The sequence below is a fragment of the Tabrizicola flagellatus genome, assembly GCF_046295235.1.
GTDB lineage: Bacteria > Pseudomonadota > Alphaproteobacteria > Rhodobacterales > Rhodobacteraceae > Tabrizicola > Tabrizicola flagellata_A.
This window is the reverse complement of sequence record NZ_JBKBLV010000001.1, coordinates 64,171-88,804: the sequence shown is the minus strand read 5'-3', so window position 1 is coordinate 88,804 and position 24,634 is coordinate 64,171. Positions and strand designations below refer to the sequence as shown.

General features: G+C 65.8%; 23 protein-coding genes. 12 read left to right on the top strand and 11 right to left on the bottom strand.

All coding sequences use genetic code 11. The features are described from left to right. Nucleotides 1-112 precede the first annotated feature (112 nt). The 5 genes from ACK4IU_RS00470 to ACK4IU_RS00450 are packed head-to-tail and all read left to right on the top strand — an operon-like array spanning nt 113 to nt 7,104. Nucleotides 113-2,026 carry an extracellular solute-binding protein gene (locus ACK4IU_RS00470; protein WP_409730572.1) on the top strand — a complete coding sequence of 638 codons (1,914 nt, stop codon included), beginning with the start codon at nt 113-115 and terminating at the stop codon, nt 2,024-2,026. Nucleotides 2,027-2,045: 19 nt separating this feature from the next. Further along, complete coding sequence (locus ACK4IU_RS00465; protein ID WP_409730570.1) at nt 2,046-3,188, top strand: microcin C ABC transporter permease YejB; 1,143 nt, start codon at nt 2,046-2,048, stop codon at nt 3,186-3,188. After that, nucleotides 3,188-4,297, top strand: a complete 1,110-nt coding sequence (locus tag ACK4IU_RS00460; RefSeq protein WP_409730696.1) for an ABC transporter permease — start codon at nt 3,188-3,190, stop codon at nt 4,295-4,297. The genes ACK4IU_RS00465 and ACK4IU_RS00460 overlap by 1 nt, the downstream gene beginning before the upstream one ends. Then, entirely contained in the window at nt 4,294-5,877 is a 1,584-nt protein-coding gene (locus tag ACK4IU_RS00455) for an ABC transporter ATP-binding protein (RefSeq protein WP_409730568.1), read from the top strand. The genes ACK4IU_RS00460 and ACK4IU_RS00455 overlap by 4 nt, the downstream gene beginning before the upstream one ends. Nucleotides 5,878-5,880: 3 nt before the next feature. Further along, nucleotides 5,881-7,104, top strand: coding sequence for a glycosyltransferase (locus ACK4IU_RS00450; RefSeq protein ID WP_409730566.1), 1,224 nt, complete (start codon nt 5,881-5,883; stop codon nt 7,102-7,104). Between the two features lie 6 nt (nt 7,105-7,110). Here ACK4IU_RS00450 and hemN read toward each other — a convergent pair whose 3' ends face one another. Beyond that, nucleotides 7,111-8,466, bottom strand: a complete 1,356-nt coding sequence (gene hemN / locus ACK4IU_RS00445; protein ID WP_409730564.1) for an oxygen-independent coproporphyrinogen III oxidase — start codon at nt 8,464-8,466, stop codon at nt 7,111-7,113. Nucleotides 8,467-8,526: 60 nt separating this feature from the next. Here hemN and fnrL point away from each other — a divergent pair, with 60 nt between their 5' ends. From fnrL to ACK4IU_RS00425, 4 genes are all read left to right on the top strand, one after another. Then, a complete protein-coding gene (gene fnrL, locus ACK4IU_RS00440; protein ID WP_409730563.1) occupies nt 8,527-9,267 on the top strand; it encodes a transcriptional regulator FnrL in 741 nt (246 codons plus the stop codon). Nucleotides 9,268-9,522: 255 nt separating this feature from the next. Then, nucleotides 9,523-10,308 (top strand): YaiO family outer membrane beta-barrel protein, encoded by a 786-nt coding sequence (locus tag ACK4IU_RS00435; protein ID WP_409730561.1) that lies wholly within the window; start codon nt 9,523-9,525, stop codon nt 10,306-10,308. Then, the gene (locus tag ACK4IU_RS00430) at nt 10,305-11,570 is read left to right on the top strand and encodes a glycosyltransferase (RefSeq protein WP_409730559.1); all 1,266 of its coding nucleotides are present in this window, start codon (nt 10,305-10,307) and stop codon (nt 11,568-11,570) included. Before ACK4IU_RS00435 ends, ACK4IU_RS00430 begins: the two co-directional genes overlap by 4 nt. A 10-nt stretch (nt 11,571-11,580) precedes the next feature. Beyond that, a complete protein-coding gene (locus ACK4IU_RS00425; RefSeq protein WP_409730557.1) occupies nt 11,581-12,390 on the top strand; it encodes a hypothetical protein in 810 nt (269 codons plus the stop codon). Between the two features lie 67 nt (nt 12,391-12,457). Here the strand turns inward: ACK4IU_RS00425 and ACK4IU_RS00420 are convergent, their stop codons facing one another. The 7 genes from ACK4IU_RS00420 to hspQ all read right to left on the bottom strand — a co-directional run bounded on the left by ACK4IU_RS00420 (nt 12,458) and on the right by hspQ (nt 17,732). Beyond that, on the bottom strand, nt 12,458-13,126 hold the full coding sequence (locus ACK4IU_RS00420; protein WP_409730555.1) for an RluA family pseudouridine synthase: 669 nt from the start codon (nt 13,124-13,126) through the stop codon (nt 12,458-12,460). Further along, the gene (locus tag ACK4IU_RS00415) at nt 13,119-14,009 is read right to left on the bottom strand and encodes a homocysteine S-methyltransferase family protein (RefSeq protein ID WP_409730553.1); all 891 of its coding nucleotides are present in this window, start codon (nt 14,007-14,009) and stop codon (nt 13,119-13,121) included. The genes ACK4IU_RS00420 and ACK4IU_RS00415 overlap by 8 nt, the downstream gene beginning before the upstream one ends. Before the next feature lie 108 nt (nt 14,010-14,117). After that, on the bottom strand, nt 14,118-14,501 hold the full coding sequence (locus ACK4IU_RS00410; RefSeq protein ID WP_409730694.1) for a GAF domain-containing protein: 384 nt from the start codon (nt 14,499-14,501) through the stop codon (nt 14,118-14,120). Between the two features lie 70 nt (nt 14,502-14,571). Further along, on the bottom strand, nt 14,572-16,146 hold the full coding sequence (locus tag ACK4IU_RS00405) for a gamma-glutamyltransferase family protein (protein WP_409730693.1): 1,575 nt from the start codon (nt 16,144-16,146) through the stop codon (nt 14,572-14,574). Nucleotides 16,147-16,560: 414 nt separating this feature from the next. Next, complete coding sequence (locus ACK4IU_RS00400; RefSeq protein WP_409730551.1) at nt 16,561-16,962, bottom strand: ATP-binding protein; 402 nt, start codon at nt 16,960-16,962, stop codon at nt 16,561-16,563. A gap of 31 nt (nt 16,963-16,993) precedes the next feature. Next, nucleotides 16,994-17,335 (bottom strand): STAS domain-containing protein, encoded by a 342-nt coding sequence (locus ACK4IU_RS00395; protein ID WP_409730549.1) that lies wholly within the window; start codon nt 17,333-17,335, stop codon nt 16,994-16,996. 70 nt (nt 17,336-17,405) lie between these two features. Continuing rightward, complete coding sequence (gene hspQ / locus ACK4IU_RS00390; protein ID WP_149588529.1) at nt 17,406-17,732, bottom strand: heat shock protein HspQ; 327 nt, start codon at nt 17,730-17,732, stop codon at nt 17,406-17,408. A 214-nt stretch (nt 17,733-17,946) separates the two neighbouring features. Here hspQ and ACK4IU_RS00385 point away from each other — a divergent pair, with 214 nt between their 5' ends. Continuing rightward, nucleotides 17,947-18,531, top strand: coding sequence for a lytic transglycosylase (locus ACK4IU_RS00385; RefSeq protein ID WP_409730547.1), 585 nt, complete (start codon nt 17,947-17,949; stop codon nt 18,529-18,531). A 19-nt stretch (nt 18,532-18,550) separates the two neighbouring features. Here the strand turns inward: ACK4IU_RS00385 and ACK4IU_RS00380 are convergent, their stop codons facing one another. Beyond that, nucleotides 18,551-19,150 (bottom strand): LolA family protein, encoded by a 600-nt coding sequence (locus tag ACK4IU_RS00380; protein WP_409730545.1) that lies wholly within the window; start codon nt 19,148-19,150, stop codon nt 18,551-18,553. A gap of 250 nt (nt 19,151-19,400) precedes the next feature. On the opposite strand from ACK4IU_RS00380, the gene ACK4IU_RS00375 reads away from it, so the two are divergent. Then, a complete protein-coding gene (locus ACK4IU_RS00375) occupies nt 19,401-20,705 on the top strand; it encodes a D-amino acid dehydrogenase (protein WP_409730543.1) in 1,305 nt (434 codons plus the stop codon). Nucleotides 20,706-20,852: 147 nt separating this feature from the next. Then, nucleotides 20,853-21,677, top strand: coding sequence for an acyltransferase family protein (locus ACK4IU_RS00370; RefSeq protein ID WP_409730541.1), 825 nt, complete (start codon nt 20,853-20,855; stop codon nt 21,675-21,677). A 25-nt stretch (nt 21,678-21,702) separates the two neighbouring features. Here ACK4IU_RS00370 and ACK4IU_RS00365 read toward each other — a convergent pair whose 3' ends face one another. Together ACK4IU_RS00365 and ACK4IU_RS00360 are read right to left on the bottom strand one after the other, a co-directional pair. After that, nucleotides 21,703-23,469 carry an IlvD/Edd family dehydratase gene (locus ACK4IU_RS00365; protein WP_409730538.1) on the bottom strand — a complete coding sequence of 589 codons (1,767 nt, stop codon included), beginning with the start codon at nt 23,467-23,469 and terminating at the stop codon, nt 21,703-21,705. Beyond that, on the bottom strand, nt 23,466-24,626 hold the full coding sequence (locus ACK4IU_RS00360) for a fumarylacetoacetate hydrolase family protein (protein WP_409730537.1): 1,161 nt from the start codon (nt 24,624-24,626) through the stop codon (nt 23,466-23,468). Before ACK4IU_RS00360 ends, ACK4IU_RS00365 begins: the two co-directional genes overlap by 4 nt. Between the last annotated feature and the right edge of the window lie 8 nt (nt 24,627-24,634).

Below are 24,634 nucleotides of genomic sequence, written 5' to 3'. Positions count from 1 at the left end.
GGCTTTTTCATTTCCGCTCACGCAATCGCGCGCGCAATCGCGGCTTGTTGCCTCGACAAAGCGCGGAATTGGATAAATGTATTGCAATGAGGACCAAAGGGGAGGTCGAAGGATGCGGACAGGCAAGCGGGTGGCAGCAGGGGCAGGGTCGGTCCGGCTGGATTACGGTCCGCTGTTGGCCGGGGCGCTTGTCGCGGCGCTGGGCGCATTGGCCTTGCCGGTCCGGGCCGAGACGATCATCAAGTCGCACGGCATTTCCACTTTCGGCGATCTCGCCCTGCCGGCCGACTTCACCCACCTGCCCTATGTGAACCCGGACGCCCCGAAAGGCGGCGAGATAAGCCAGTGGGCGCCGGGCAGCTTCGACAGCTTCAATCCCTATGCCATCGCCGGCAATTCGGCGGCGCTGTCCTCGATCTTCTACGAATCCATCCTGTCGGGCACGCTGGACGATGTCAGCGCTGCCTATTGCCTGCTCTGCGAGACGATGGAATATCCCGAGGACCGGTCCTGGGTCATCTTCAACCTGCGCAAGGACGTGACCTTCTCGGACGGCAGTCCCTTCACCGCCGATGATGTCCTGTTCAGCTACGAGCTGTTCCGAGACAAGGGCATCCCCGAGTTCCGGGCGGTGGCGAACGGCAAGTACCAGTCGGTCGAGGTGCTGGACCCCTACCGGATCAAGTTCACCTTCGCCCCCGGCACGCCGTTCCGCGACATGCCGGCACAGGCGGGCGGCACGCCGATCTTCTCGCGCAAGCACTACGAGGAGAACAACCGCGATCTGGAGAAATCCAGCCTCGAGCCCTTCCTCGGCACCGGTCCCTACGTTCTGGAAAGCTTCAAGCCCGGCCAGCAGGTGATCTACGCCCGCGATCCGGACTACTGGGGCGAAAAGCACCCGCTGAACGTCGGCCAGAACAACTTCGACCGGATCCGGATCGAATATTTCGGCGACGACAACGCCGCGATGGAGGCGTTCAAGGCCGGCGTCTACACCTTCCGCAACGAAAGCCTGCCGAAACGCTGGGCAACCGACTATAACTTTCCGGCGGTCGCCTCGGGCGACATCGTGAAGGAGGTAATCCCGTCTGGCGACATCGCGGGCGGTCAGTCGATCATCTTCAACCTGCGCCGGCCGCAGTTCCAGGACCCGCGTGTGCGTGAGGCGCTGGGGCTGATGTTCAACTTCGAATGGTCGAACAAGGCGCTGTTCTACGGGCTTTTCGCGCGGATCAACTCGATCTGGGAAAACTCCGAGATGGCGGCGACCGGCACGCCGACGCCCGAGGAAGCGGCGCTCCTGAAACCTCTTGTGGACGAAGGCCTGTTGCCGGCAGGCATCCTTACCGACGAGGTGCCGATGGGCTCGGTCTCGTCCGAGGCGAACAACCTTGACCGGAAGAACCTGCGCCGGGCCTCGGCGCTTCTGGACGAGGCGGGCTGGACGGTGGGCGACGACGGTATCCGCCGCAACGCGCAGGGCCAGAAGCTGCGCATGCAGATGGTCCATTCGCGCACCGACCTCTTGCCGGTGATGAACGCCTATGTGGAAAACCTGCGCGCGCTGGGCGTGGATGCAAGCTTCGACATCATCGACGATCCGCAGTTGCAGGAACGTGCGAGCCCGCCGAATTTCGATTTCGACGCGCTGCCGACCACAGTGGTGAATGGCGGGCCGGAGCCGGGCGGCATCCTGAAGCAGGCCTGGGCCTCGGTGGCGAAGGACAATTCCAGCCGCAACCGTATGGGCTATGCCAATCCGGCAGTGGACAGGCTGCTGGATCTGGTCGAGGCTGCGGACAGCCGACAGGAACTGACCAATGTCATCCGTGCCCTGGACAGGGTGCTGCGGTCGGAATTCGTGATCGTCCCGCGCTATTACAAGCGCGACAACTGGGTGGCCTACTACAACATGTACGAACATCCCGCGACCCTGCCGCCTTATGCAGTAGGCGAACTGGCGATCTGGTGGTACAACGCCGAAAAAGCCGACGCGCTGAAGGCCAAGGGCGCGTTGAAGTAACCACAAACGGGCAGGGATCTTGGGCGCCTATATCCTTCGCAGGCTTCTGCTGGTCATCCCGACGTTGTTCGGGGTGATGCTGATCAACTTCGCGCTGACCCAGTTCGTCCCCGGCGGGCCGATCCAGCAGATCCAGGCCCGGTTCGAGGGCGAGGGGGATTCGATCCAGAACATCTCCGGTTCGGCCGGGGGCGGGGTGCAGGAAGAGGACACCGGCTATGTCGGCGCCCGCGGCCTGCCGCCCGAGTTCCTGGCGCGGCTGGAGGTGCAGTTCGGCTTTGCGCGCATCGTCTGCGACGAGGGGTTCACCGGCACGCCCTCGCTGAAGGCGCCGGAATGCCGGAAAGAGGCGATCCCGGCCGCCGAACGCTTCCTGATCATGATGGGCAAGTACCTGACGCTGGATTTCGGCCAAAGCTATTTCCGCTCCATCTCGGTGGTAGATCTGGTGCTGGAGAAGATGCCGGTGTCGATCACGCTGGGCCTGTGGTCAACGCTGATCGCCTATCTGGTCTCGATCCCGCTGGGCATACGCAAGGCTGTGCATGACGGGACGCGCTTCGACACCTGGACCAGCGGCATCATCATTGCAGCCTATGCCATCCCGGGCTTCCTGTTCGCGATCATGCTGATGGTGGTCTTTGCCGGCGGGTCCTACTTCCAGTGGTTCCCCCTGCGCGGGCTGACCAGCGACAACTGGTCGGAACTGTCGCTCTGGGGCAAGATCACCGATTACTTGTGGCACATCACCCTGCCAGTGACGGCGCAGCTCATCTCGTCCTTCGCGGTGCTGACGCTTCTGACCAAGAACAGCTTCCTCGACGAAATCAAGAAGCAGTATGTGATGACCGCCCGCGCCAAGGGCCTGTCGGAGGGGCGCGTGCTTTACGGCCATGTCTTCCGCAACGCCATGCTGATCGTGATCGCAGGCTTTCCGGGTCTTTTCCTTTCGGTCTTCTTCGGATCGAGCCTGCTGATCGAGGTGATCTTCTCGCTGGACGGCCTTGGTCAGCTGGGCTTCAAGTCGGCGGTAGAGCGGGACTATCCGGTCATCTTCGGCACGCTGTTCGCCTTCGGGCTGATCGGCCTCGTGGTCGGGATCCTCTCGGACCTGATGTATGTCTTCGTCGATCCCCGGATCGACTTCGAAAGCCGCAGATGATGGCGCTCTCGGCTCTCAACCAGCGCCGCTGGCGCAATTTCAAGGCCAACCGTCGGGCCTACTGGTCCTTGTGGATCCTGCTGGTGCTGTATGGCCTGTCGCTGTTCGCCGAGCTGATCGCGAACGACCGGCCGATCCTGGTAAAATACGACGGCGGCTATTACATGCCGGTGTTGAAGTTCTACCCGGAAACCGCCTTCGGCGGCGACCTGCGCACCGAGGCCGACTACACCACGCCCGAGGTGAAATGCCTGATCGTCGCCGCCGGGTCCGAGGCCTGCTGGGACGATCCCGATGGCGTCCGTGCCGAGGTGGAAAGCACCGGCAAGGCTGCAGGGGTTGATGTCAACCGGGGCTGGATGCTCTGGCCGCTGATCCCCTACCGTTACAACACCATCGTCAATACCGGCGGCGTCGCACCGGGTGCGCCCTCGGCACAGAACTGGCTGGGAACAGACGACACCAGCCGCGACGTGCTGGCGCGGGTGATCTACGGCTTCCGTCTGTCCGTCACCTTCGCGCTGATCGTGACCGCGCTGACCACCGTCATCGGTATCGCCGCCGGCGCCGTGCAGGGCTATTTCGGCGGGCTAACCGACCTTCTGTTCCAGCGGTTCATCGAGCTCTGGTCCTCGGTGCCGACGCTGTACGTCATCATCATCCTGACGGCGGTCTGGTCGAAAAGCTTCTGGCTCCTGGTGGGTCTGATGGTCGCCTTCGGCTGGACGGCGCTGGTCGGCGTGGTGCGGGCGGAATTCCTGCGGGCGCGGAACTTCGAATATGTCCGGGCGGCCAAGGCGCTGGGCGTCAGCGACACGCAGATCATGTTCCGCCATGTCCTGCCGAACGCGATGGTCGCCACCCTGACGCTTCTGCCCTTCGGCATCACCGGGGTGATCGGCACGCTGGCCAGCCTGGACTACCTGGGCTTCGGCCTGCCGGCAGACCTGCCCTCGCTGGGCCAGCTGACCCGCCAGGCGCAGCAGAACCTGCAGGCGCCGCATCTGGCCTTCGTCGCCTTCTTCACCTTCGCGATCATGCTGTCGCTTCTGGTCTTCATCTTCGAGGGCGTGCGCGACGCCTTCGACCCGCGGAAAACCTTCAGATGAGCGTTCTCGAGGTCAGGGACCTGTCCGTCACCTTCCGGCAGGACGGGCGTTTGATCCAGGCGGTGAAGGGCGTCTCGTTCTCCATCGGCAAGGGCGAGACGGTCGCCCTTGTCGGCGAAAGCGGATCGGGCAAGTCCGTCACCGCGCTATCGACCGTGGGCCTTCTGGGCGACAACGCCGAGATCGCCGGCTCGATCACCTATGGCGGCACCCAGATGGTCGGCGCCTCGGAGCGCGATCTGCGCCGGATCCGCGGCAATGACATCAGCTTCATCTTCCAGGAGCCGATGACCAGCCTGAACCCGCTGCACACGATCCAGAAGCAGCTGGGCGAAAGCCTGGCCCTGCACCAGGGCCTGACGGGCGACAAGGCCCGCGCCCGGATCGTGGAACTTCTGAACAAGGTCGGCATCCGGGACGCGGAAAGCCGGCTGGGTGCCTATCCGCACCAGTTGTCGGGCGGACAGCGGCAGCGGGTGATGATCGCCATGGCACTGGCGAACGGGCCGGACCTGCTGGTCGCCGACGAACCGACCACCGCGCTGGACGTGACGATCCAGGCGCAGATCCTTGACCTGCTGGCCGACCTCAAGCGGTCGGAGGGGCTGAGCCTCCTGTTCATCACCCATGACCTCGGTATCGTCCGTCGCATCGCCGACCGGGTCTGCGTGATGCAGGGCGGCGAGATCGTCGAACAGGGCCCCGCCGTACCGATCTTCGCCGATCCGCAGCATCCCTACACGCAAAAGCTGCTGGCGGCCGAGCAGAAGGGCGGTCCGCCCCCGGTGCCCGAGGGCGCGGCGGAAGTGGTGCGCACCGAGGCGCTGCGGGTCTGGTTTCCGATCCAGAAGGGCCTGTTGCGCCGTACGGTCGGCCATGTGAAGGCGGTGAACGAGGCGACCCTGTCGGTCCGCGCGGGGGAAACCCTGGGCATCGTCGGCGAAAGCGGCTCGGGCAAGACGACGCTGGCGCTGGCGATACTGCGGCTCATCCCCTCGACGGGCGGGATCACCTTCCTGGGGCGCGATCTTCAGGGTCTCGGCAGGACCGAACTCCGCAGCCTTCGGCGCGAAGTGCAGATCGTGTTCCAGGACCCTTACGGCAGCCTCTCGCCCCGGATGACGGTCGAGGAGATCATCGCCGAGGGACTGGGTGTCCACGGCGTCGATCCCGGACGCAACCGGACAGAGATGGTGGCCGGCATCATGCGCGAGGTTGGCCTCGATCCCGCCACCATGGCGCGCTATCCGCACGAGTTCTCTGGCGGCCAGCGCCAGCGCATCGCCATTGCGCGCGCGATGATCCTGCGGCCGAAACTGGTGGTGCTGGATGAACCCACCAGCGCACTGGACATGACAGTGCAGGTCCAGATCGCCGATCTTCTGCGCGAGTTGCAGCGGAAATGGGGGCTGGCCTACATCTTCATCAGCCATGACCTGCGGGTGATCCGCGCCATGGCGCACAAGGTCATGGTGATGCAGGCCGGCGATGTCGTCGAAGCCGGCGATTGCGAGGCCGTGTTTACCGATCCGCAAACCCCCTATACCAAAGCTCTGATGGCCGCCGCCTTCGGAGCCTGACGGGTGAAACTTCTCTTCGTCCACCAGAACTTTCCCGGCCAGTTCCTGCATCTCGCACCCGAGATGCAGCGGCGCGGACATGATGTGCGGGCGATCACCGATGCGGCGAACACCAAGTCGTCGGACGTGCCGACACTGCTCTACACCTACAAGGCGCCACCGCTCGACGCCGCGGCCACGCGCCTGGGCCGGACCTTCACGATGATGAGCGACCGTGCCGTGGTCGTGGCGCGCCTGGCGCGGAAACTGCGTGCCGAGGGCTATGTGCCTGACGTGATCTATGGTCATTCCGGTTGGGGCGAGACGCTGTTCCTCAAGGAGGTCTGGCCAGAGGCGAAGCTTCTGGTCTTTGCCGAGTTCTACTATCGCGGCCTTGGCGCCGACGTCGGCTTCGACCCCGAATTCCAGGCCAGCGGGTTCGACCAGGTGATGATCGCGCAGTCGCGCGCCGCCTATCTGGCCCAGGCGCTGATCCATGCCGATGCGGCCGTCACGCCGACCGAATGGCAGGCCAGCACGCATCCGCCGGCCTTGCGGGAACGGCTGGAGGTGATCTTCGACGGGGTCGACTGCGACCGTCTTGCGCCCAACCCGGCGGCGCGGTTCGCGCTGCCGGACGGGCGCGAACTGCGGCGAGGGGACGAGGTTCTGACCTATGTCGCCCGGAACCTCGAACCCTATCGCGGCTTCCACATCTTCATGCGGGCGCTGCCGGCTGTGCTGAAGGCGCGGCCCGAAGCACAGGTGGTCATCGTCGGCGGAAACGAGGCCAGCTACGGCCCGCTGCCCAGACAGGGCGGGAGCTGGAAGGATGTCCTGCTGGAGGAACTGGGCGACCGGCTGGATCTGTCGCGGGTGCATTTCACCGGCAAGCTGCCCTACGACCGGCTGGTCGATCTGATCCATGTCAGCCGGGTGCGCGCCTATCTGACCTATCCCTTCGTCCTCTCATGGTCGATGGTCGAGGCGCTCGCCGCCGGGGCGATGGTCGTCGGCTCGGCCACGGCGCCGGTGGCCGAAGTCATCGAGGACGGCGTGACCGGGCGGCTGGTCGATTTCTTCGATGTGGCGGGGTGGTCGGACGCACTGATCGACGCTCTGGCCCGGCCCGAGGCCTACCTACCCCTGCGCGAAGCCGCCCGCGCCATGGTGCGCGAACGCTATGACCTGCGCTCGGTCTGCCTGCCTCGGCAGGTGGACCTGCTGACCCGACTGGCGCGTGGCTGATCCGCGTCAGATCGCGGCGGAATGTCGGGCCTTCTCGCTGTCGTAGGCGTCAAAGGCGCGGGCGATCATCCGGGTCAGGGGGCGGGCGCGTTCCGGGATGAAGAAGCCTTCCCCGGTCACATGCACCATGTCGCCGAACGCCGCGGCAGCCGTGCGGAACAGGGCATCCACCCGTGCGACACTGGTGTCGAACTCCCGCAGCAGCTCTTCCTTCAGCACCCGGAATTCGCACATCAGCGCCTCGATGATCCGGGCGCGCAAGAGATCCTCGCCGCGGAAGGCATGGCCGCGGTGGGTCGAGAACCGGCCATCGCGGATTGCCCTGGTGTGCTCGGCCGTGCCCGAGGCGTTCTGCGCATAGCCCTGCGGGAACCGGCTGATCGACGAGGCGCCAAGCCCGATCAGAACCTTGGCGGGATCGTCGGTATAGCCCTGGAAGTTCCGCCGCAGGGCCCCGGTCTGCAAGGCACGCGCGAGGCCGTCCTCGGGTTTGGCGAAGTGGTCGATCCCGACCTCGACATACCCATCCCACAGGAAAAGCTGCCGCGCGGTTTCGAAGAGCGCCAGGCGTTCTTCCGGGGTCGGCATGGCATCCGAGGGAATCATCTGCTGTCGCCGGCTCATCCAGGGCACATGGGCGTAGCCGTAAAGCGCGACGCGGTCCGGCGAGAGGGTCAGCAGCTTCTGGACCGAATCGGCGATCCGCGGCCCGGTCTGGAACGGCAGGCCGTAAAGGATGTCGGTGTTCAGACTGGCAACGCCCCGGTCGCGGATCCGCATGGCCACATTCCGGGTCAACTCATAGGCCTGGTCGCGACCGATCGCCTTCTGGATCATCGGGTCGAAGTCCTGCACCCCGATCGAGGCCCGGTTCATTCCTGCCGCCGCCAGAGCATCCAGGCGCGCATCGTCGATCTCGTTCGGGTCAATCTCGACCGAGAACTCGCCATCCTTTGCCATGGGTGCCACCGCCTGGATCGCGTCGGCCAATTCCCGGATCAGGTCGGGGCCAAGCAGCGTCGGCGTGCCGCCGCCCCAGTGCAGGCGGCTGAGCGTCACACCGCGCGGCAGATGCCTGCGCAACAACGCCAGTTCGGCCTTCAGCATCTGCACATAGGCCCGCACCGGCTCGTCCGAGGTGGTGCCCTGGGTCCGGCAGGCGCAGAACCAGCACAACCGGCGGCAGAATGGCACATGGACATAGAGTGAGATTTCGCTGAATTCCGGCACCGCCCCGATCCATCGGGCCATGTCGGCAGGTCCGACCTCCGCCCCGAAATGGGGGGCGGTCGGATACGACGTGTAGCGGGGCACACGTGCGTCGAATAACCCTAGGCGGGCAAGTTGCGGGTCGTGGCTCATCAGGTTAGGCTAGCCGTGGAGTGGCGATGGCTCCTTGATGCAGATCAACAAGAGGCATTCATGTTGCATGACCATTCCGTCCACGTTCAGTGCCGAGACTGTCCGATCCGGCACCGCGCCGTCTGTGCCCGATGCGATACCGACGAACTGACCCGGCTGGAACAGATCAAGTATTACCGCAGCTTCCAGGCCGGCCAGACGATCATCTGGTCGGGCGACCGGATGGAGTTCGTGGGCTCGGTGGTCAGCGGGATTGCAACCCTGACCCAGACCATGGAGGACGGACGGCGGCAGATGGTCGGGCTGCTTCTGCCGTCGGATTTCGTGGGCCGCCCCGGCCGCGCCACGGCCGCCTTCGATGTCACCGCGACGACCGACCTCGTGATGTGCTGTTTCCGCAAGAAGCCGTTCGAGGATCTGATGGCCGCGACGCCGCACATCGCCCAGCGGCTGCTGGAGATGACGCTGGACGAACTGGACGCCGCGCGGGAATGGATGCTGCTGCTCGGCCGCAAGACCGCGCGCGAGAAGATCGCCTCGCTGATCTCGATCATCGCCCGACGTGATGCCGCGCTCCATCTGCGGCGGCCAGCGGGCGCGCTGGCGGTGGATCTGCCGTTGACCCGCGAGGAGATGGCCGATTATCTGGGCCTCACGCTCGAGACTGTCAGCCGCCAGATCAGCGCGCTGAAGCGTGATGGGGTGATCAGCCTGGAAGGCAATCGCAGGGTCACGATTGCCGACATCAACCGTTTGATGGAAGAGGCCGGCGACGATAGCGACGGCGGGATGCTGGTCTGACAGCTGCCGTGCTGCGAATGGCTTGAATTCTAGTCATCCCGTGCTTGTGCGAGGGCCGCGCTGCCGTATGCTCTCGGCCGTGGAGCAGAAGGATTTCAGGCAGGTGCAAGGGCCGTGACACGGATAAGGCCGGCTGGTGCAGGAATGCCATAGGCGGGGACAGGCAAAGGTTGCACGGCTCGACCTGTCTTTCTTCCAGAACGGGAATGCGATAACCGTCCGGTGAACGGATCGCGCTTGCGGGTGGAGACGATTATGAAGGGCAAACTCGGGCTGGCGTTGTTTCTTGGCACAACCCTGACCGTCGGCTGGGCGGCGCAGGCCCAGGATGCCGGGTTCGTTCAGCTCACCTACGGGTCGATCGACCTGTCCGACGGCTATTCCGACCGCGACTATGTCGGGTTGAACTCCCGTTTCGCCCTGTCACAGGATCTGGCGATCCTGCTGGACATCACCCGGCAGCAGCGTGAGGAAGACGTGACTTCCCTAGGCCTCGGCGTGGAGTTTTCGGCTGGCCCGGGCAAGCTGCGCCTGACAGCGGAAGGCTCCGATTCGGATCTGGGGATCGCGCCCGACTGGAAGTATGCGCTCGGCTATCGGTACGACGCCGGTCCGGCCACCGGGATGATCTACGATGTCGAGATCAACCGCGCAAGATACGACGGCGGCATCACCACGACGACCCTCAAGGGCGAGGCGATCAGGTATTTTCCGCCCAATGCCAATGGCTCCTACTTGGTTGGCCAGCTGCGTGCCGGGGTGACCGACAGCTCGGGTGCTGCCGACATTGGTTATGACGTCGCTGCGGTTGCCACCTGGGTCACGCCAGCAGGGTTGAACGTCGGGGCGGAACTTGGCTTCGGCAAGATGTCCTACGACCTCGGGACGCTGACCGCCGTGAACAACGACTACACGGCGTTCAAGCCCTTCGTTTCCTACCGATTCTCGGACAATGCCGAACTGATCCTTCGCGGCGAATTCGTCGATACCGATCTCTACGATCTGCAAGGCGCCTCGATCAGTGTCAAATTCGGGCTATGATCGGGGCGTCGATCGCGCTCATCCTGGTCTGGAACGTTGCGACGACCCTTTTGGCTCTGGTCGTGCTGATCCGGCAGGTCGTCGTGACCCTGCTGTTTCATTTCGGTCCCCGAGGCAGACCCGCCACGCCCTTGGGGGAGGGTGATCTGCCGCGTGTGACGGTGATCGTGCCGGCCCACAACGAAGAGCGGGTGCTTCATGGCTGTCTGGACTGCCTGACCCGGGTGGACTACCCGCCGGACCGCTACGAGGTGATCGTGATCGACGACCGTTCGAGCGATGGCACCGGGGCAATCGCTGACGACTTTGCCGCCCGCCATCCCTTCCTGCGGGTGATCCACCGCCCGGCCGATGCGACACCGGGCAAGCCGGCGGCGCTCCTCGATGCCATCAACGGCTCCAGTTCCGAGATCCTGGTCTTCTTTGACGCCGATTACCTGCCTCCGCCGCAAATCATCCGGCAGTTGGTCGCCCCCTTCCGCGATCCGCTGGTCGGCGCCACCATGGGACGTGTGGTGCCCTACAACGCCAATGCCAACATGCTGACCCGGATGCTCGATCTGGAACGGCGGGGCGGCTATGTCGTCGATCAGGAAGTACGCCATCGCATGGCGCTTCTGCCGCAGTTCGGCGGCACTACCGGGGCGGTGCGCCGCTCTTCGCTCGAGGCGGTCGGCGGCTGGAACACGGTCTCGCTGGCCGAGGACACCGATCTGACCTATCGGCTGTTCAATGCGGGCATGCGCGTCGCCTATGTCGCGGACGCCGAATGTTACGAGGAGAGCCCCGAAACCTGGCAGGTCCGCTACCGGCAGGTGAAACGCTGGGCCATCGGGCACAACGACTGCCTGTTGCGTTACTTCATTCCCACCCTGCGCGCGATGCGACAGCCGCTGATGGCCCGCCTCGATGCCGCGCTGGTGCTCCTTGTCTATACCGTTCCCAGCCTGGTGCTTGTGAACCTGATCATTGCGCTGTCGATGCCGGCTCAGGTCGGCGAAACCTGGGCCAGCCTTTCGATCCTGACGGCCGCACTGATGCTTTTCACCGGGATTGGCAACTTCGCGCCCTACTACCAGATCGCCGCCGGCTGCGCCTCGGACCGGCAGCGCCAGGTCTTTGCTGCCGTGCCATTCCTGTTTGTCTCTTCGTTCATCAGCCTGATGGCTTGCAATGTCGGGGTGGTGCAGCTTCTGAAGGACAGGATCCGCGGCGCCACCACGCAATGGGACAAGACCCAGCGGTTCCGGGGCGCGGCGTGAGGGCGCGTCCATGCTGAACATCATCGTCGCCGTCCTCGTCTATGAAAGCGTGGTCGCGCTCGGCTTCTTGCTGTGCTGGCGCCTGGTCCGCGGAATGGATATGCGACTGCCGATCGCCGCGACCGGCCCCGGAGGCTCTGCGCCGCTATCGTATCGCAGGCGTCGGGAAGTCGATCGGAAAAAGACGCCGGGTCTGCACTTGCAGGTCGTCGCGATCCTTCTGGGTGCCCTCGTCCTTTACGTTGTGGCGACAAGCGCCTCGGCCATCCTTGGCGGGCTGGGTCCGGCGCTGCTGCGCGCTGACAGTCTGTCGCAGGGCCTTGGGGTGGACCCGATCCTGTTGCGCCTCGTGCTCCCGGTCGGGCACTTCCTGATCCTGGGCGGCCTGTTCCTGGCCCTGCGACGATCCGTGATCTATCCAGCGGTGCTGGTGCATTTCTTCCTGATCGCCTTCTGCCTGCTGGTCACGCTGCTCGACCCGGGCCGGATCGAGAGCGTGCGTCTAACCCTTGTTCCGATCTTCCTTGCCAATCTGGTTCTGCTGATCATCACCCATGGCCTGCTGACACTCCTGTTCTGCCGCAGCGTGGCAGAACTGGCCGCCTCCCTGGTCCTCGCGGCCCTGGCCGGTGGGATCCTTGCGCTGGGGACCATGGTGATCTCGCTCGCTTCCACGCTTCTTGGCGGGCCGCTGTTCTTCTTCCAGCTTTACCTCGTGTCGTCCTTCGGGATCTTTGGTTTGTATTTCTGCATGGTGTCCATCGCACTTGCGCTCTGGATCAGGGACGAGCGCGATCCGGCGGCTGCCCAGCCTGGCTGAGGCTGTTGGGTGCAAATGGAGCCGGGCCATTGCGGTCAAACCCCGGGAACGGGAAAGACATGACCCGTCAGAACGGAGGCGGGGCGAAGAAACTGACCCGCTCTCGCGTCGTCGGGTGGTGCAAGCTCAGGCTTTCGGCATGCAACATCAGGCGGCCATGATCGGCCCGGGTTTCGGAGGCATAGATCTGGTCGCCGAGGATCGGGTGGCCGAGTGCCAGCATGTGGACCCGCAGCTGATGGCTGCGCCCGGTGTGCGGGGTCAGGCGGACACGGGTTTCGCCATCCGTCCGGTCGATCACCTGCCAGTCGGTAACCGCGGGGCGGCCATGGTCGTGGTCAACCTTCTGGCGCGGGCGATAGTCCCAGTCGCTGCCGATGGGCAGGTTCACCGTGCCCGCGTCGGGTTCGAGACGGCCCTTCAGCCGGGCGATGTAGGTCTTCTGCGCGCGGCGTTGTTCGAATTCCTGGCCGAGGAAGCCCTGGGCCTGCTTGGTGCGGGCGAAGATGATGACCCCGCTGGTGTCGCAGTCAAGGCGATGCACCGTCAGCGCGTCCCAGCGCGCGGCCTGCAGACGGGTGACCAGGCAGTCCTGCCGGTCCGCCAGCTTGCCCGGCACGGTCAAGAGGCCCGCCGGCTTGTCCACCACGATGATCGCGGCGTCCTCGTGCAGGATGGACAGCGGCGTGTCCGGCGGATCGTAGTCGAAATCCGGGATGAGCGAGGGTCTATGCAATCGTATGGCCTTCGGCCAGGAGACGGGCGTGGAGGTGGCGGATATGGGCGGGTCCGACCTCGCAGCAGCCGCCGATCAACGTCGCGCCCTGCGCCACCCAGCCGAGCGCGAAGTCGACATAGCGTTCGGGAGACAGGTCGTGGCGGGCGCAATAGGCCGGGGCCTCGGTGCCGTGCGTGTGCGGAGTGATTTCCGAGAACCCGTTGGCATAGGCCCCGAAGGGCAGGCCAAGCGTCTTCAGCGCGTCGAGGGCGGCGGACATCGCCTCGGGCATCGAGCAGTTGGCAAGGACGGCATCGGCGGGGGTCTCGGCGAGGACTTCGGCCAGGGCCGCGACTGGCTCGCCAGAGCGCAACTTCGTGCCGTCGCGGTCCTCGACCGAGACCGACAGCCAGACTGGCCGGTCGGTGGTCCGCGCGCCTTTCAAAGCCCCCCGCGCGAGGTCGAGCGAGGAGATCGTCTCGATCAGGATCAGGTCCACATGGGCGGCGAGGATCCGGGCCTTCTCGGCATAAAGCGCGGTCGAGACGGCCACGGGCGGGGTCAGGTCGGGACGGTAGCTTTCGCCGAGCGGCCCCATGGAGCCTGCGATCAGACCCCGTCCCGCAGTGGCGCGGGCCTCCTGCGCCTCGGCCAGGGCGCGAAGGTGAAGCGCGTGGTAGAGCGCGTCGAGACCGTGCGGGATCAGCCGGTCGTGCAGGATGTTGTAGGTGTTGGTCGTCGCCAGGCTGGCGCCCGCGGCGAAATAGTCCTCGTGGATGGCGCGGACGAGGCCCGGGTGGTCCAGCATCACCCGTGTCGCCCAGAGCGGGCCGGGGTCAGAGCCCGCGCGGGCGATCAGTTCCTGGCCCATGCCGCCGTCGAGAAGGGTGATTTCGGTCATGACAGATCCCGTCGTGGTGCCCGGGGCTGGCGCCGGGGGGCTTCATGCCCCCCCGGACCCCCCGTGGAGTATTTGCGAAAAGAGCAAGCAGGGTTTCGGGCGCGACGGTCAAGAGGCGTCGCGGAAGACCTCGGCGAGGAGGGGCACGAGCCAGTCCTCGTCTTCCCGGGTGAAGGCAGCCGGAGTGTTGCTGTCGAGGTCGAGCACGCCGAGCAGCCGTCCCTCGCCATTCCAGACCGGCAGCACCAGTTCCGACCGCGTGGTAGAGGAACAGGCGATGTGGCCGGGGAAGGCGTCCACGTCAGGCACGTTCTGCACTTGGCCGGAGCGGGCGGCGGCCCCGCAGACCCCGCGGGAGAACGGGATCACCAGGCAGCCGTGGCCGCCCTGGTAGGGGCCGATCTTGAGGAGTTCGGGCGCCACGACGCGGTAGAAGCCGGTCCAGTCGCAAAAGGGGTGGGCGTGGTGGATCTCGCAGGTGACGGTTGCCATCAGCGCGACGGTGTCCGTCTCGCCATGGGTCAGGGCGCGGATGCTTTCGCTGATTGCGCGGCGGTCGGTCTCAGTAGCCAAGGGCACAGCCGTCCTTTCTGGGGTCAGAGGCACCAATCAGAAGGTCGCCGTCGATGCGGATCGCCTGCGACCCGCCGAGCGGCGTGGTCGGGATCACCACCTGGTGGCCCATGGCGGCGAGTTCGCTGCGGACGCTGTCGCTGTAGCCGCGCTCCACCTCCATCCCGTCGGGGCCGGAGAAGGAACGGGGCGCGTCCATCGCCTCTTGCAGATCGAGGCCATAGTCCACGAGATTCGTCACGAACCGCGCATGGCCGCAGGGCTGGTAGGCCCCGCCCATCACGCCGAAGGGCATAAGGACGCGGCCGTTCTGGCGGATCATGCCGGGGATGATCGTGTGCATGGGGCGCTTGGCCGGACCGGCCTCGTTCGGGTGGCCCTCGGTCAGGGTGAAGCCCGCGCCGCGGTTCTGGAAGTTGATGCCGAACTTCGTCGAGGCAAGGCCCGAGCCGAAGCCCCAGAAGATCGAGTAGATCAGCGACACCGCCATCCGGTCGCGGTCCACGACGGTGATGTAGATCGTGTCGCGGTGGACCGCCTCGGTCAGCGGCGCGGCGGCGGGCATCGCGCGTTTGGGATCGATCAGCGCGGCGAGCCTTGCGGCGGTCTCGTCGCTGAGCATGTGCTGGAGCCGGCTGGTGTGGTCCGGATCGGCAATGAAGCGGTTGCGGGCGTCGTAGGCAAGCTTCGTTGCCTCGGCCTCGACATGGGTGCGGGTTGCGCCGAACGGGTCCATGGCCTTCAGGTCGAAGTGCCTGAGGATGTTCAGCATCAGGATCGCCGTCGCCCCCTGGCCGTTCGGCGGGTGTTCGACCAGGTCGATGCCATGATAGCTGCCTGAAACCGGGGTGGTGTAGTCGCAGGCGGTGGCGGCCAGATCGTCGAGCGTGTGCGTTCCGCCCAGGGCCTGCAGCGAGGCGATCATGTCCTCGGCCACCTCGCCCTCGTAGAACCCGGCGCGGCCCTCGCACGCGATGCGGCGCAGGACCTCGGCCTGGCCCGGGGCGCGGAAGACCTGGCCCACGGTCGGCGCCTTGCCGTTCAGGGTGTAGAAGTCGCGCGCGGCTCCCTTGAGGCAGGGCAGGTCGTCGGCCCAGTCGAAGGCGACGCGGGGGGCGACGGGGATGCCTTCCTCGGCATAGTGGATTGCGGGGGCAAGGACCTCGGCCAGTGATTTCAACCCGTAATCGGCGTTCAGGCGGCAGAAGGCGTCGATGGCGCCGGGGAGCGTCACGGCCTCGATCGCCTGCACCGGCATTGCGGTCAGGCCCCTGGCCCGAAGATCGGCCGCGTTCAGGCCCGCCGGCGACCGGCCCGATCCGTTCAGCGCGACGATGTCCTCCGACCCGGCGGGTTTCAGTAGCACGAAACAGTCGCCGCCAATCCCGGTCATCTGCGGTTCGGCAATCCCGAGCACCAGGGCACCCGCGATGGCGGCGTCAACCGCGTTGCCGCCGGACTTGAGGACCTCGATCGCCACTTGCGAGGCGATGGGGTGCGAAGTCGCGCACAGGCCGTTGCGTGCATAGACGGCCGATCGGCCGGGAAGATGCAGGTCGCGCATCATGCACCCTGTTCGCGGCGGTGAAGATTAAGACGGCCGTTTGCCACAAAAGACGCCACGATGACCTCCCTCTGCCGGGATTCCTGTGCTGCCGCTGATCCGCAGGACCGGCCGCCACACGGCAAGCTAGGACGAGAACGGCGGGAAGCCAAGAGGTCAAGGACCCTGGTGTCCGGCAAGAGGTGGACATAGGGTCCGGACGCCAGGGTGCGGCATTTCCGACCACGGACCGGATATGCCGCGAGATCGTGGCTTCAACTGCGCGGGAAACGGACTGTCCGATGGAGAGTCCGACACATTCGAGCTTTTGGGTGCGCAACGCACGGTATTCAGCACATCCGATTTCCCAATTTCCCCGGCCGTGGGTGGCCAGTGCTTGCGGGGATCGCCGGACCGTCGCCCAGGCAGACAGGATCAGCCAGGGATAAGGTACATCAGAAGATTTTTCCCCTCGCTGCGGGTGTAGGACAGATCGGCACAAAGCGAACGGATCAGATGCCATCCGAAGCCGCCCTCGGGCAGATCCTGAAGCTGCGCGTTGGTATTTGTGGGCAACTGCCCTTCGGGCAACCGCCCGTTCGGCATCGAGCGACCAGAGTCAACAATCTGGCAAAGAATCCCGTCCGGATCCTGCCTGAGGGTGACTTCGATGCTTCCCCCCCCCTCGTCATAGGCATGTTCGGCCACGTTGTTCAGACTCTCGGCAAGGACCAGTTCCGCAACACCGCGCGCCTCGGCCGCCAGTCCCGACAGCGGCGGACTGGCCAGCATCCGGGACAGGGAGCGACGGATCGCCACGGGATCGGCGTCGAACACCAGATGCAGCTCCGGGGGGCCGTAGGTCTTGTCAGGCACCCGCGGCATGTGCCACGGCGGCGTCGAGGTTCGGGTGAATCGTGAAGATGCTGTCCATGCGCGTCAGCCGGAACACCTTTTCGACCGTCGGCGTGAGGCTCGAAAGCTCAAGCACGCGGTCGGGGCCGAGCAGCTTCTTCACCGCGACAATGGCACCCAGCCCGGAGGAATCGAGGAATTGCACCCGAGCCAGGTCCAGCACCACGCGCGCCGGGCCATCGCGGGTGGCATCCCGCATCTGTTCCTTGAACTGGATCGCCGTGGCCGCATCGATGCGGTCGTCGATGACGGACACGGAAATCACCTTTGGCCTGGTCTGGGTCTGTAGTTGCATGGTGCACCCCTTTGCTTGCGTTTCCCGCAGGCTAGGGGCAAAGCGTGAACAAGTGGTAAGCAGCCGCCGGTCAGTTCAGCTGGAAGGTCACCGGATAGCGACCATCCTGGAAATCGCCGAACAGGTCGCCGAGATCCGGGTGATCGACGGGTTCGCCGGTCTCGTCCGGGACAAGGTTCTGTTCCGAAACATAGGCCACATAATAGCTTTGGCCGTTTTCGGCGAGCAGGTGATAGAAGGGCTGGTCCTTCGAGGGACGGCTGTCTTCGGGAATGTTGTCGTACCATTCCTCGGTGTTCGAGAAGATCGCATCGACATCGAACACAACGCCACGGAACGGATGCTTCCTGTGTCGAAGCACCTGCCCGATGTGATACTTGGCGTGTGTGGTCTGCATCACCGTCAGTCCTCTTGCAAATGTTTACGCCGCCAGGCCGGGACTGTCCACTTTGCCTCGCAGCCTGCCGGGAAACAGTCTGTGGGCCTGACCCGCACAGTGCGGCCGCTTCCCCGTTCTCGCGGAATTCTGATGTGCGCTGCAGGAGTTGCCCATTTCATCCGCGTCCCGGATAGTCTAGAATTCCGGCAAAAGAAAAGTGCACGAGGGGCAGATGAGCAGGTTTCTCCGTGCGTCGCTGGTGGTTTTGTGTCTGGCGTCCTGCGGGGGCGGCGGCGGCAGCTACTCGGCGCCGAGGCAATTGGACGATGCGTGCGCGATCATCCGCGAACGGCCGCACTACCTCCGGGCGATGACCGCGGCCGAACGGCGCTGGGGCGTGCCGGTGCATGTGCAGATGGCGACGATCCATCAGGAATCGAAGTTCGTGGGCAACGCCCGAACGCAGCACACCTTCGTGCTCGGCGTGATCCCGATGGGGCGGCAGAGCACGGCCTATGGCTACAGCCAGGCCCTCAACGCCACCTGGGAGGAATACCAGCGCAGCGCCGGCAACCGGCGAGCAAAGCGCGACGACATCCGCGACGCGACCGATTTCATGGGATGGTACATGGATCAGTCCGAACGCGGGCTGGGGATCTCGAAGGCCGATGCCGAGGCGCAGTATCTGGCCTACCACGAGGGCCGGACCGGCTATGCCAACCAGTCCTACCTCAACAAGCCCTGGCTGATGGAGGTGGCGAAGAAGGTCGGGCAGCGGTCCGAGATGTATCGCATGCAGCTGGCGACCTGCCGCTAGGTGCGGGGCGGGTCGCCGGTCAGTTCTTCCGCCTCGCCGTCTCGGCGGTGATGTCGAACAGGCCTGCGCGCATCTCGCCGCCCTTCTTCATCTCGCCCAGGATCACCGTGGTCTGCTGGCCCAGGTCGTCGGTGATGACCCATTGCCGCAGTTCAACCGGGTTCGACGTGAACACAAGTTCGATCGAGCCGTATTCCGGGTGTTCCGGATCCTGCGCCCTGACCCTGGTCGAGGTGCCGTCCTCGGTATGGCCCACGACCATCTTCGCCCGACCGAGGTCGATGTTCGCGGCGAGGATCAGGTTCAGCGGCGTGCGCTTCAGCGGGTACTGTTCCGGCGGCTGGTTCGACTTGGCGTCGAAGATCGCGACCGTCTGGCTGCCCGCGATCACCAGGCTGCGGTCGGGAGGCGCATATTCGAAGCGGACCCGACCGGGCCGCCGGATGTAGATCTTGCCGGTCGAGATCGTTCCGTCCGAGTTGATCTGGGTGAAGTCAGCCTCGACGGTGGTCAGCCCGTTCAGATACGCCGAAAGCGTGCCGAGCGGAATCTTCTCCGCCAGCGCCGGGAAGGGCAGCAGGAAGGCAAGCGGGGCCAGAAGTGCGATGCGACGGTTCATCGCGCCGATATAGCCGCGAATTGGGCAGCTTGCACCCCCCTCGGCGGCAACTCGCCGGGACGTGGCAGCGCGTGATCCGGCGTGAGGGTCAATCCTTCGGAAGATTCGCCATGGTACGCAAAAATCTTCTGTCATTTGATAGAAAGATGACAGAAAGCACTGAGATTGGCGTGAATCAAGGCCAGAATCGCTAAGAAGTGCCACAGATTGCGCAGTATCTGTATCCGAACGGAATGCAGCGGAGACGGTCATGAAAATCGTGGTGCTTGGCGCGGGTGTCATCGGGGTCACCTCGGCCTGGTATCTGGCTCGGGCCGGTCACGAGGTGACCGTCATCGACCGTCAGCAGGCCGCGGCGCTGGAGACCTCCTTTGCCAACGCGGGCGAGATCAGCCCCGGCTATGCCTCGCCTTGGGCTGCGCCCGGCATTCCGCTCAAGGCGCTGAAGTGGATGTTCCAGGAACATGCGCCGCTGATCGTCCAGCCCCGGCCGGACTGGGCCAAGATCAGCTGGCTGGCGCGGATGCTGATGAACTGCACCACCTCGGCCTATGCGGTCAACAAGTCGCGCATGGTGCGGCTGGCCGAATACAGCCGCGACTGCCTGATCGAGTTGCGCTCCGAAACCGGGATTTCCTACGACGAGCGCACGCAGGGCACGCTGCAGCTCTTCCGCACCGAAAAGCAGGTCGCGGCGGCCGAAAAGGACATCGCGGTGCTGAAGGCCGATGGCGTGCCCTTCGAGGTGCTTGACGCCGATGCCTGCGTGGCGGCCGAACCCGGCCTTGCGGCGGCACGCGACAAGATCGCGGGCGGCCTGCGCCTGCCGGGGGACGAGACCGGCGACTGCTTCAAGTTCACGCAGAGCCTGGCCCGGATGGCCGAGACGCAGGGCGTGACCTTCCGCCATGGCGTCAGCATCGACCGGCTCGAGGCCGAGGGCGACCGCATCGTCGCCGTCCAGACCTCGGAAGGCCGGGTGACGGCCGATGCCTTCGTGGTGGCGCTGGGCTCCTATTCGCCGATGCTGGTCCGCGAATTCGGGATCAGGTTGCCGGTCTATCCGGTCAAGGGCTATTCAATCACCGTGCCGATCGTGGACGAGGCCCGCGCGCCGGTTTCCACCGTGATGGACGAGACGCACAAGATCGCGATCACCCGGCTGGGCGACCGGATCCGTGTCGGCGGCATGGCCGAGATCGCGGGCTTCGATCTGAGCCTGCGGTCGAAGCGGCAGGCAACCCTGACCCATTCGGTCGAGGACCTGTTCGGCGGCGCGGGCGACCAGAGCCGTGCCAGCTTCTGGTGCGGCCTGCGCCCGATGACGCCCGATGGCACGCCCATCGTCGGCCGCTCGCCCATCGCGAACCTGTTCCTGAACACCGGGCACGGGACGCTGGGCTGGACCATGGCCGCTGGCTCGGGCCGTGTGCTGGCCGACATCGTCTCGGGCCGCCAGGCCGAGATCGACACCGCGGGCCTCGGCCATTCCCGCTATCTGCCTGCCCCGCGCGCAGCGCGTCAGCGGCTTGGCAAGACTGCCCTTCCCGCCTGACCTGCCCTCCGGCCGTCAGGCCTTTCTGGCACCGATCGGCCACAGCGGGCTGCAGAATATGCCCGCGGTCGCGCTCGACACGCTGGATTGCCGCCCCGTTTCCCTGCAAAGTGGCAGGATCGGGGGGAATGGACGGGGAAGGCGGGGGTGGAAGCGTCTCGGAACGGACTGACCGACTACGGCCTGTTTCTGGCCGCGCTCGGCATCGTCTGGTTCCATACCCAGGCTCCCGGTTACCGCATCGCCTACATCGCGCTGCCGTTCTTCCTTGTCTTTCTCTCGATGCCGTCCAGCGCCAGCCTCGGGACTCAGGCAAAGCGGCTTCTGGTGCCCTTTCTGACCTGGTCGCTGGTCTTCGCCATGCTGAGCACCGCGCTTTCGCTCAAGAACCACGACCCGCCCTTCGACTGGTGGCGCTGGCACATGCTTCTGTCGGGTACCTGGGTCCATCTCTGGTTCCTGCCCTTCGCCTTCGTTGCGACGACGTTATCGCCGTGGTTTCGACACCCGCTGGCTTCGTTGGGGGCGGCAATCCTGTTCGCCACGCTGGTCGTGCTGAACGGCACGCCCGAGGTGAAGCCCTTCGGTCTTTGGGCCTTCGGAGTGATCCCGGTCCTGACCGGCATCGCCTATTTCTCCTGGGGTTGGCGCCTGGCGGTGACGACGCTGGGGCTCAGCATGCTGATCCTGTTCCTCGGCGCCCCTTCGCCGGACAACATCGTCATTCTGGTCGGCACCGGCCTTGCGCTGGTATTCCTGTCCCATCATCTGCCGGCAACCGCTGTGTCCGACTGGTGCGCGCGCCTGTCGCTCTGGATCTACCTTTCGCATCCCCTGGTCATCATCGTCGGTCAGTCCCTGCGGATCACCTACATCGAGCTTGGCCTCTTTTCGCTGGCCTTCAGCGTCATCTTCGCCCAGGTGATCGAGACCCTTGTCCAGGCCACGCGCAAGGGACGGCTGGAGTTCTAGGTCCAGCCCTTTCCCGGCCGATCGGTCAGTGGTTGTGGCGCGGCACCCAGCGGCCGATCCCTCGCAACCCCTTGGCCGATGACAGCCCGGCTCCTTCGGCAAGCGACTGCACCTCGCGCCGATATATGCGTTGCCAGGGCGTCTCGCTTTCCGGCACCCCGGGAGAGCCGGCTGCCTTGCGGCGGGCGATCTCTGCCTCGTCCACCAGCGCGTCGCAGCGCCCGGCGGCCAGGTCGATGCGAAGGATGTCGCCGGTCCGCAGCCATGCAAGCCCGCCCCCGGCCGCACTTTCGGGCGAGGCATGGACGATGGAAGGGCTGGCCGAGGTGCCGGACTGGCGGCCGTCGCCGATGGTGGGCAGGCTGGTGATCCCGCGCCGGATCAGCGCGTCCGGGGGCTGCATGTTCACCACCTCGGCCGAGCCGGGCCAGCCGACCGGACCCGCGCCGCGGATCACCAGGATGCAGGTCTCGTCGATGTTCAGCGCGGGATCGTTGATCCGGGCGTGATAGTCCTCGGCCCCGTCGAACACCACGGCACGGCCCTCGAACCGGCCCTCCTGCCCGGGGGTGGAGAGATAGCGCGCGCGGAAGTCGTCGGAAATGACGCTGGTCTTCATGATGGCAAAGTCGAACAGGTTGCCGCGCAGCACCTGGAATCCGGCCCGGTCCTTCAGCGGCTGACCATAGGGGCGGATCACCTCGCGGTCCGTGGCCGCGCGACCTTCCAGATTGCGGGCGACCGTCTGGCCGGTGACGGTGAGGCAGTCGCCGTCCAGCCGCCCGGCGGCCAGCAGTTCGTGCATCACCGCAGGCACCCCGCCCGCCCGGTGGAACCTTTCGCCCAGGAAGCGCCCGGCGGGCTGCACATCGGCCAGAAGCGGGATATCATGACCATGGACCTGCCAGTCCTCGGGGCGCAGCTCCGCCCCGGCCGCCTCTGCGATGGCGGCCAGATGCGGCTGGGCGTTGGTCGAACCGCCAAGGGCCGAGTTCACCCGGATCGCGTTCAGGAAGGCCGCACGGGTAAGGATCGCCGAGGGCCGGAGGTCCTCATGCACGATCTCCACCGCGCAGCGGCCGGTGCGGTAGGCCATCTGCCCGCGCTCGCGATAGGCCGCCGGGATCGCGGCGCAGCCGGTCAGCGACATGCCCAGCGCCTCGGCCATGGCGTTCATCGTGGACGCCGTGCCCATTGTGTTGCAGTGCCCGACCGAGGACGCGCTGTCGAGGGCGGCTTGCAGGAACTCCTCGCGCGTAATCTCCCCCGCCGCGTATTTCTGCCGGCATTGCCAGATCACCGTGCCCGACCCCGCCAGTTCCCCGCGCGAAAGGCTGTCCAGCATCGGGCCGCCCGACAGCACGATGGCCGGCAGGTCCACCGTCGCGGCCGCCATCAGCGCGGCAGGGGTGGTCTTGTCGCAGCCCGTGGTCAGGACCACGCCGTCCAGCGGATAGCCGTACAGGATCTCCACCAGCCCCAGATAGGCCAGGTTCCGGTCCAGCGCGGCGGTCGGGCGGCGGCAGTTCTCGAAGATCGGGTGCATCGGGAACTCGATCGGGATGCCGCCCGCGTCGCGGATGCCGTCCTTCACGCGCGCCGCGAGGTCCAGATGGTGCCGGTTGCAGGGCGACAGGTCGCTGCCCGACTGGGCGATGCCGATGACCGGGCGCCCGGCTCGCAGTTCCTCGGGCGTCAGGCCGTAATTCATGAATCGTTCGAGATAGAGCGCGGCCATGTCGATATGGTCGGGGTTGTCGAACCAGTCCTGGCTGCGCAACCGGCGGGTCACAGCACGCCCCGCCGGGCCAGGTTCTCCATCAGCGCGCGGGTGCCGAAGGTCCAGGGCGCGATCTCGTCGCAGGGCCGCACCGTATTGACCAGCTTGCCCAACGGGGCAGAGCCGATGGTCACCCGGTCGCCCGCATGGTGGGTAAAGCCCTGTCCCGGCGCATCGCGGTCCTTGGTCGGGGCGAACATCGTGCCGAGATAAAGGACGAAACCGTCAGGATACTGATGGCTGCGGTTCAGCGTCTGCGCCGCGATCTCCTCGGGCGGGCGCGAAATCTGGCCCATGTCGGAATGGTCCTGCAAGAGGAACCCGTCCTCGCCCCGGATCTCCAGGTCAACGCGCAGGGTCCTGACCGTCTCCAGCGTGAAGCGGTCGTCGAACAGGCGGAAGAACGGCCCGATGGCGGCCGATGCATTGTTGTCCTTGGCCTTGCCGAGGAGAAGGGCCGACCGCCCCTCGACATCGCGCAGGTTCACATCGTTGCCAAGCGTGGCGCCGCAGATGCGGCCCCGGCTGTTGACCGCCAGCACCACCTCCGGCTCCGGGTTGTTCCAGGCCGATTTCGGATGGACGCCGATCTCGGCCCCGCAGCCGACGGCGGCCATCGGCGGAGCCTTGGTGAAGACCTCGGCATCCGGGCCGATGCCGACCTCCAGATACTGCGACCACATGCCCGCGGCCTGCAATTTCGCCTTCACCGCCGCCGCGGCCTCCGACCCTGGCCGCACCCCGCGCAGGCTGCCGCCCAGGATGCCGGCCAGTTCGTCCCGGATCGCCTCGGCCCGCGCGGGGTCGCCCTTGGCGCGTTCCTCGATCACCCGCTCGATCATCGACCCCGCGAAGGTCACGCCCGCCGCCTTGATCACCTGAAGGTCGCAGGGTGCCAGAAGCCGCCCGTGCCGCCCGGTGCCGTCACCGAGGTTCAGGAAGGCATCCAGCGGGCCGATGTGCGGATGGTCCGCCGCCAGCGCCTCGGCCAGGTCGTCGCGTTCCAGCAGGCCGGACATCGTGGGGGCAAGGGCGGTCAGGTCATGGACTTCGCCACCCCGGCACAGGACAGGGCAGGGCCCGCCCGCCGCATCGGACCAGACCCGGCCGACCAACAGGGCCTCGGGGTCCTCAGGCAGGATGTCGGCGGCGGAAAGGTGCAGCGGCATGGCGTCTC

What these genes read in the sequence shown, in the direction of transcription:
- ACK4IU_RS00470 (WP_409730572.1), top strand. Translation starts at nt 113, where the DNA reads ATGCGGACAGGCAAGCGGGTGGCAGCAGGGGCAGGGTCGGTCCGGCTG.
- ACK4IU_RS00460 (WP_409730696.1), top strand. Translation starts at nt 3,188, where the DNA reads ATGGCGCTCTCGGCTCTCAACCAGCGCCGCTGGCGCAATTTCAAGGCC.
- ACK4IU_RS00455 (WP_409730568.1), top strand. Translation starts at nt 4,294, where the DNA reads ATGAGCGTTCTCGAGGTCAGGGACCTGTCCGTCACCTTCCGGCAGGAC.
- hemN (WP_409730564.1), bottom strand. Translation starts at nt 8,466, where the DNA reads ATGAGCCACGACCCGCAACTTGCCCGCCTAGGGTTATTCGACGCACGT.
- fnrL (WP_409730563.1), top strand. Translation starts at nt 8,527, where the DNA reads ATGTTGCATGACCATTCCGTCCACGTTCAGTGCCGAGACTGTCCGATC.
- ACK4IU_RS00435 (WP_409730561.1), top strand. Translation starts at nt 9,523, where the DNA reads ATGAAGGGCAAACTCGGGCTGGCGTTGTTTCTTGGCACAACCCTGACC.
- ACK4IU_RS00430 (WP_409730559.1), top strand. Translation starts at nt 10,305, where the DNA reads ATGATCGGGGCGTCGATCGCGCTCATCCTGGTCTGGAACGTTGCGACG.
- ACK4IU_RS00425 (WP_409730557.1), top strand. Translation starts at nt 11,581, where the DNA reads ATGCTGAACATCATCGTCGCCGTCCTCGTCTATGAAAGCGTGGTCGCG.
- ACK4IU_RS00415 (WP_409730553.1), bottom strand. Translation starts at nt 14,009, where the DNA reads ATGACCGAAATCACCCTTCTCGACGGCGGCATGGGCCAGGAACTGATC.
- ACK4IU_RS00410 (WP_409730694.1), bottom strand. Translation starts at nt 14,501, where the DNA reads ATGGCAACCGTCACCTGCGAGATCCACCACGCCCACCCCTTTTGCGAC.
- ACK4IU_RS00405 (WP_409730693.1), bottom strand. Translation starts at nt 16,146, where the DNA reads ATGCGCGACCTGCATCTTCCCGGCCGATCGGCCGTCTATGCACGCAAC.
- ACK4IU_RS00395 (WP_409730549.1), bottom strand. Translation starts at nt 17,335, where the DNA reads ATGCAACTACAGACCCAGACCAGGCCAAAGGTGATTTCCGTGTCCGTC.
- hspQ (WP_149588529.1), bottom strand. Translation starts at nt 17,732, where the DNA reads ATGCAGACCACACACGCCAAGTATCACATCGGGCAGGTGCTTCGACAC.
- ACK4IU_RS00385 (WP_409730547.1), top strand. Translation starts at nt 17,947, where the DNA reads ATGAGCAGGTTTCTCCGTGCGTCGCTGGTGGTTTTGTGTCTGGCGTCC.
- ACK4IU_RS00380 (WP_409730545.1), bottom strand. Translation starts at nt 19,150, where the DNA reads ATGAACCGTCGCATCGCACTTCTGGCCCCGCTTGCCTTCCTGCTGCCC.
- ACK4IU_RS00375 (WP_409730543.1), top strand. Translation starts at nt 19,401, where the DNA reads ATGAAAATCGTGGTGCTTGGCGCGGGTGTCATCGGGGTCACCTCGGCC.
- ACK4IU_RS00360 (WP_409730537.1), bottom strand. Translation starts at nt 24,626, where the DNA reads ATGCCGCTGCACCTTTCCGCCGCCGACATCCTGCCTGAGGACCCCGAG.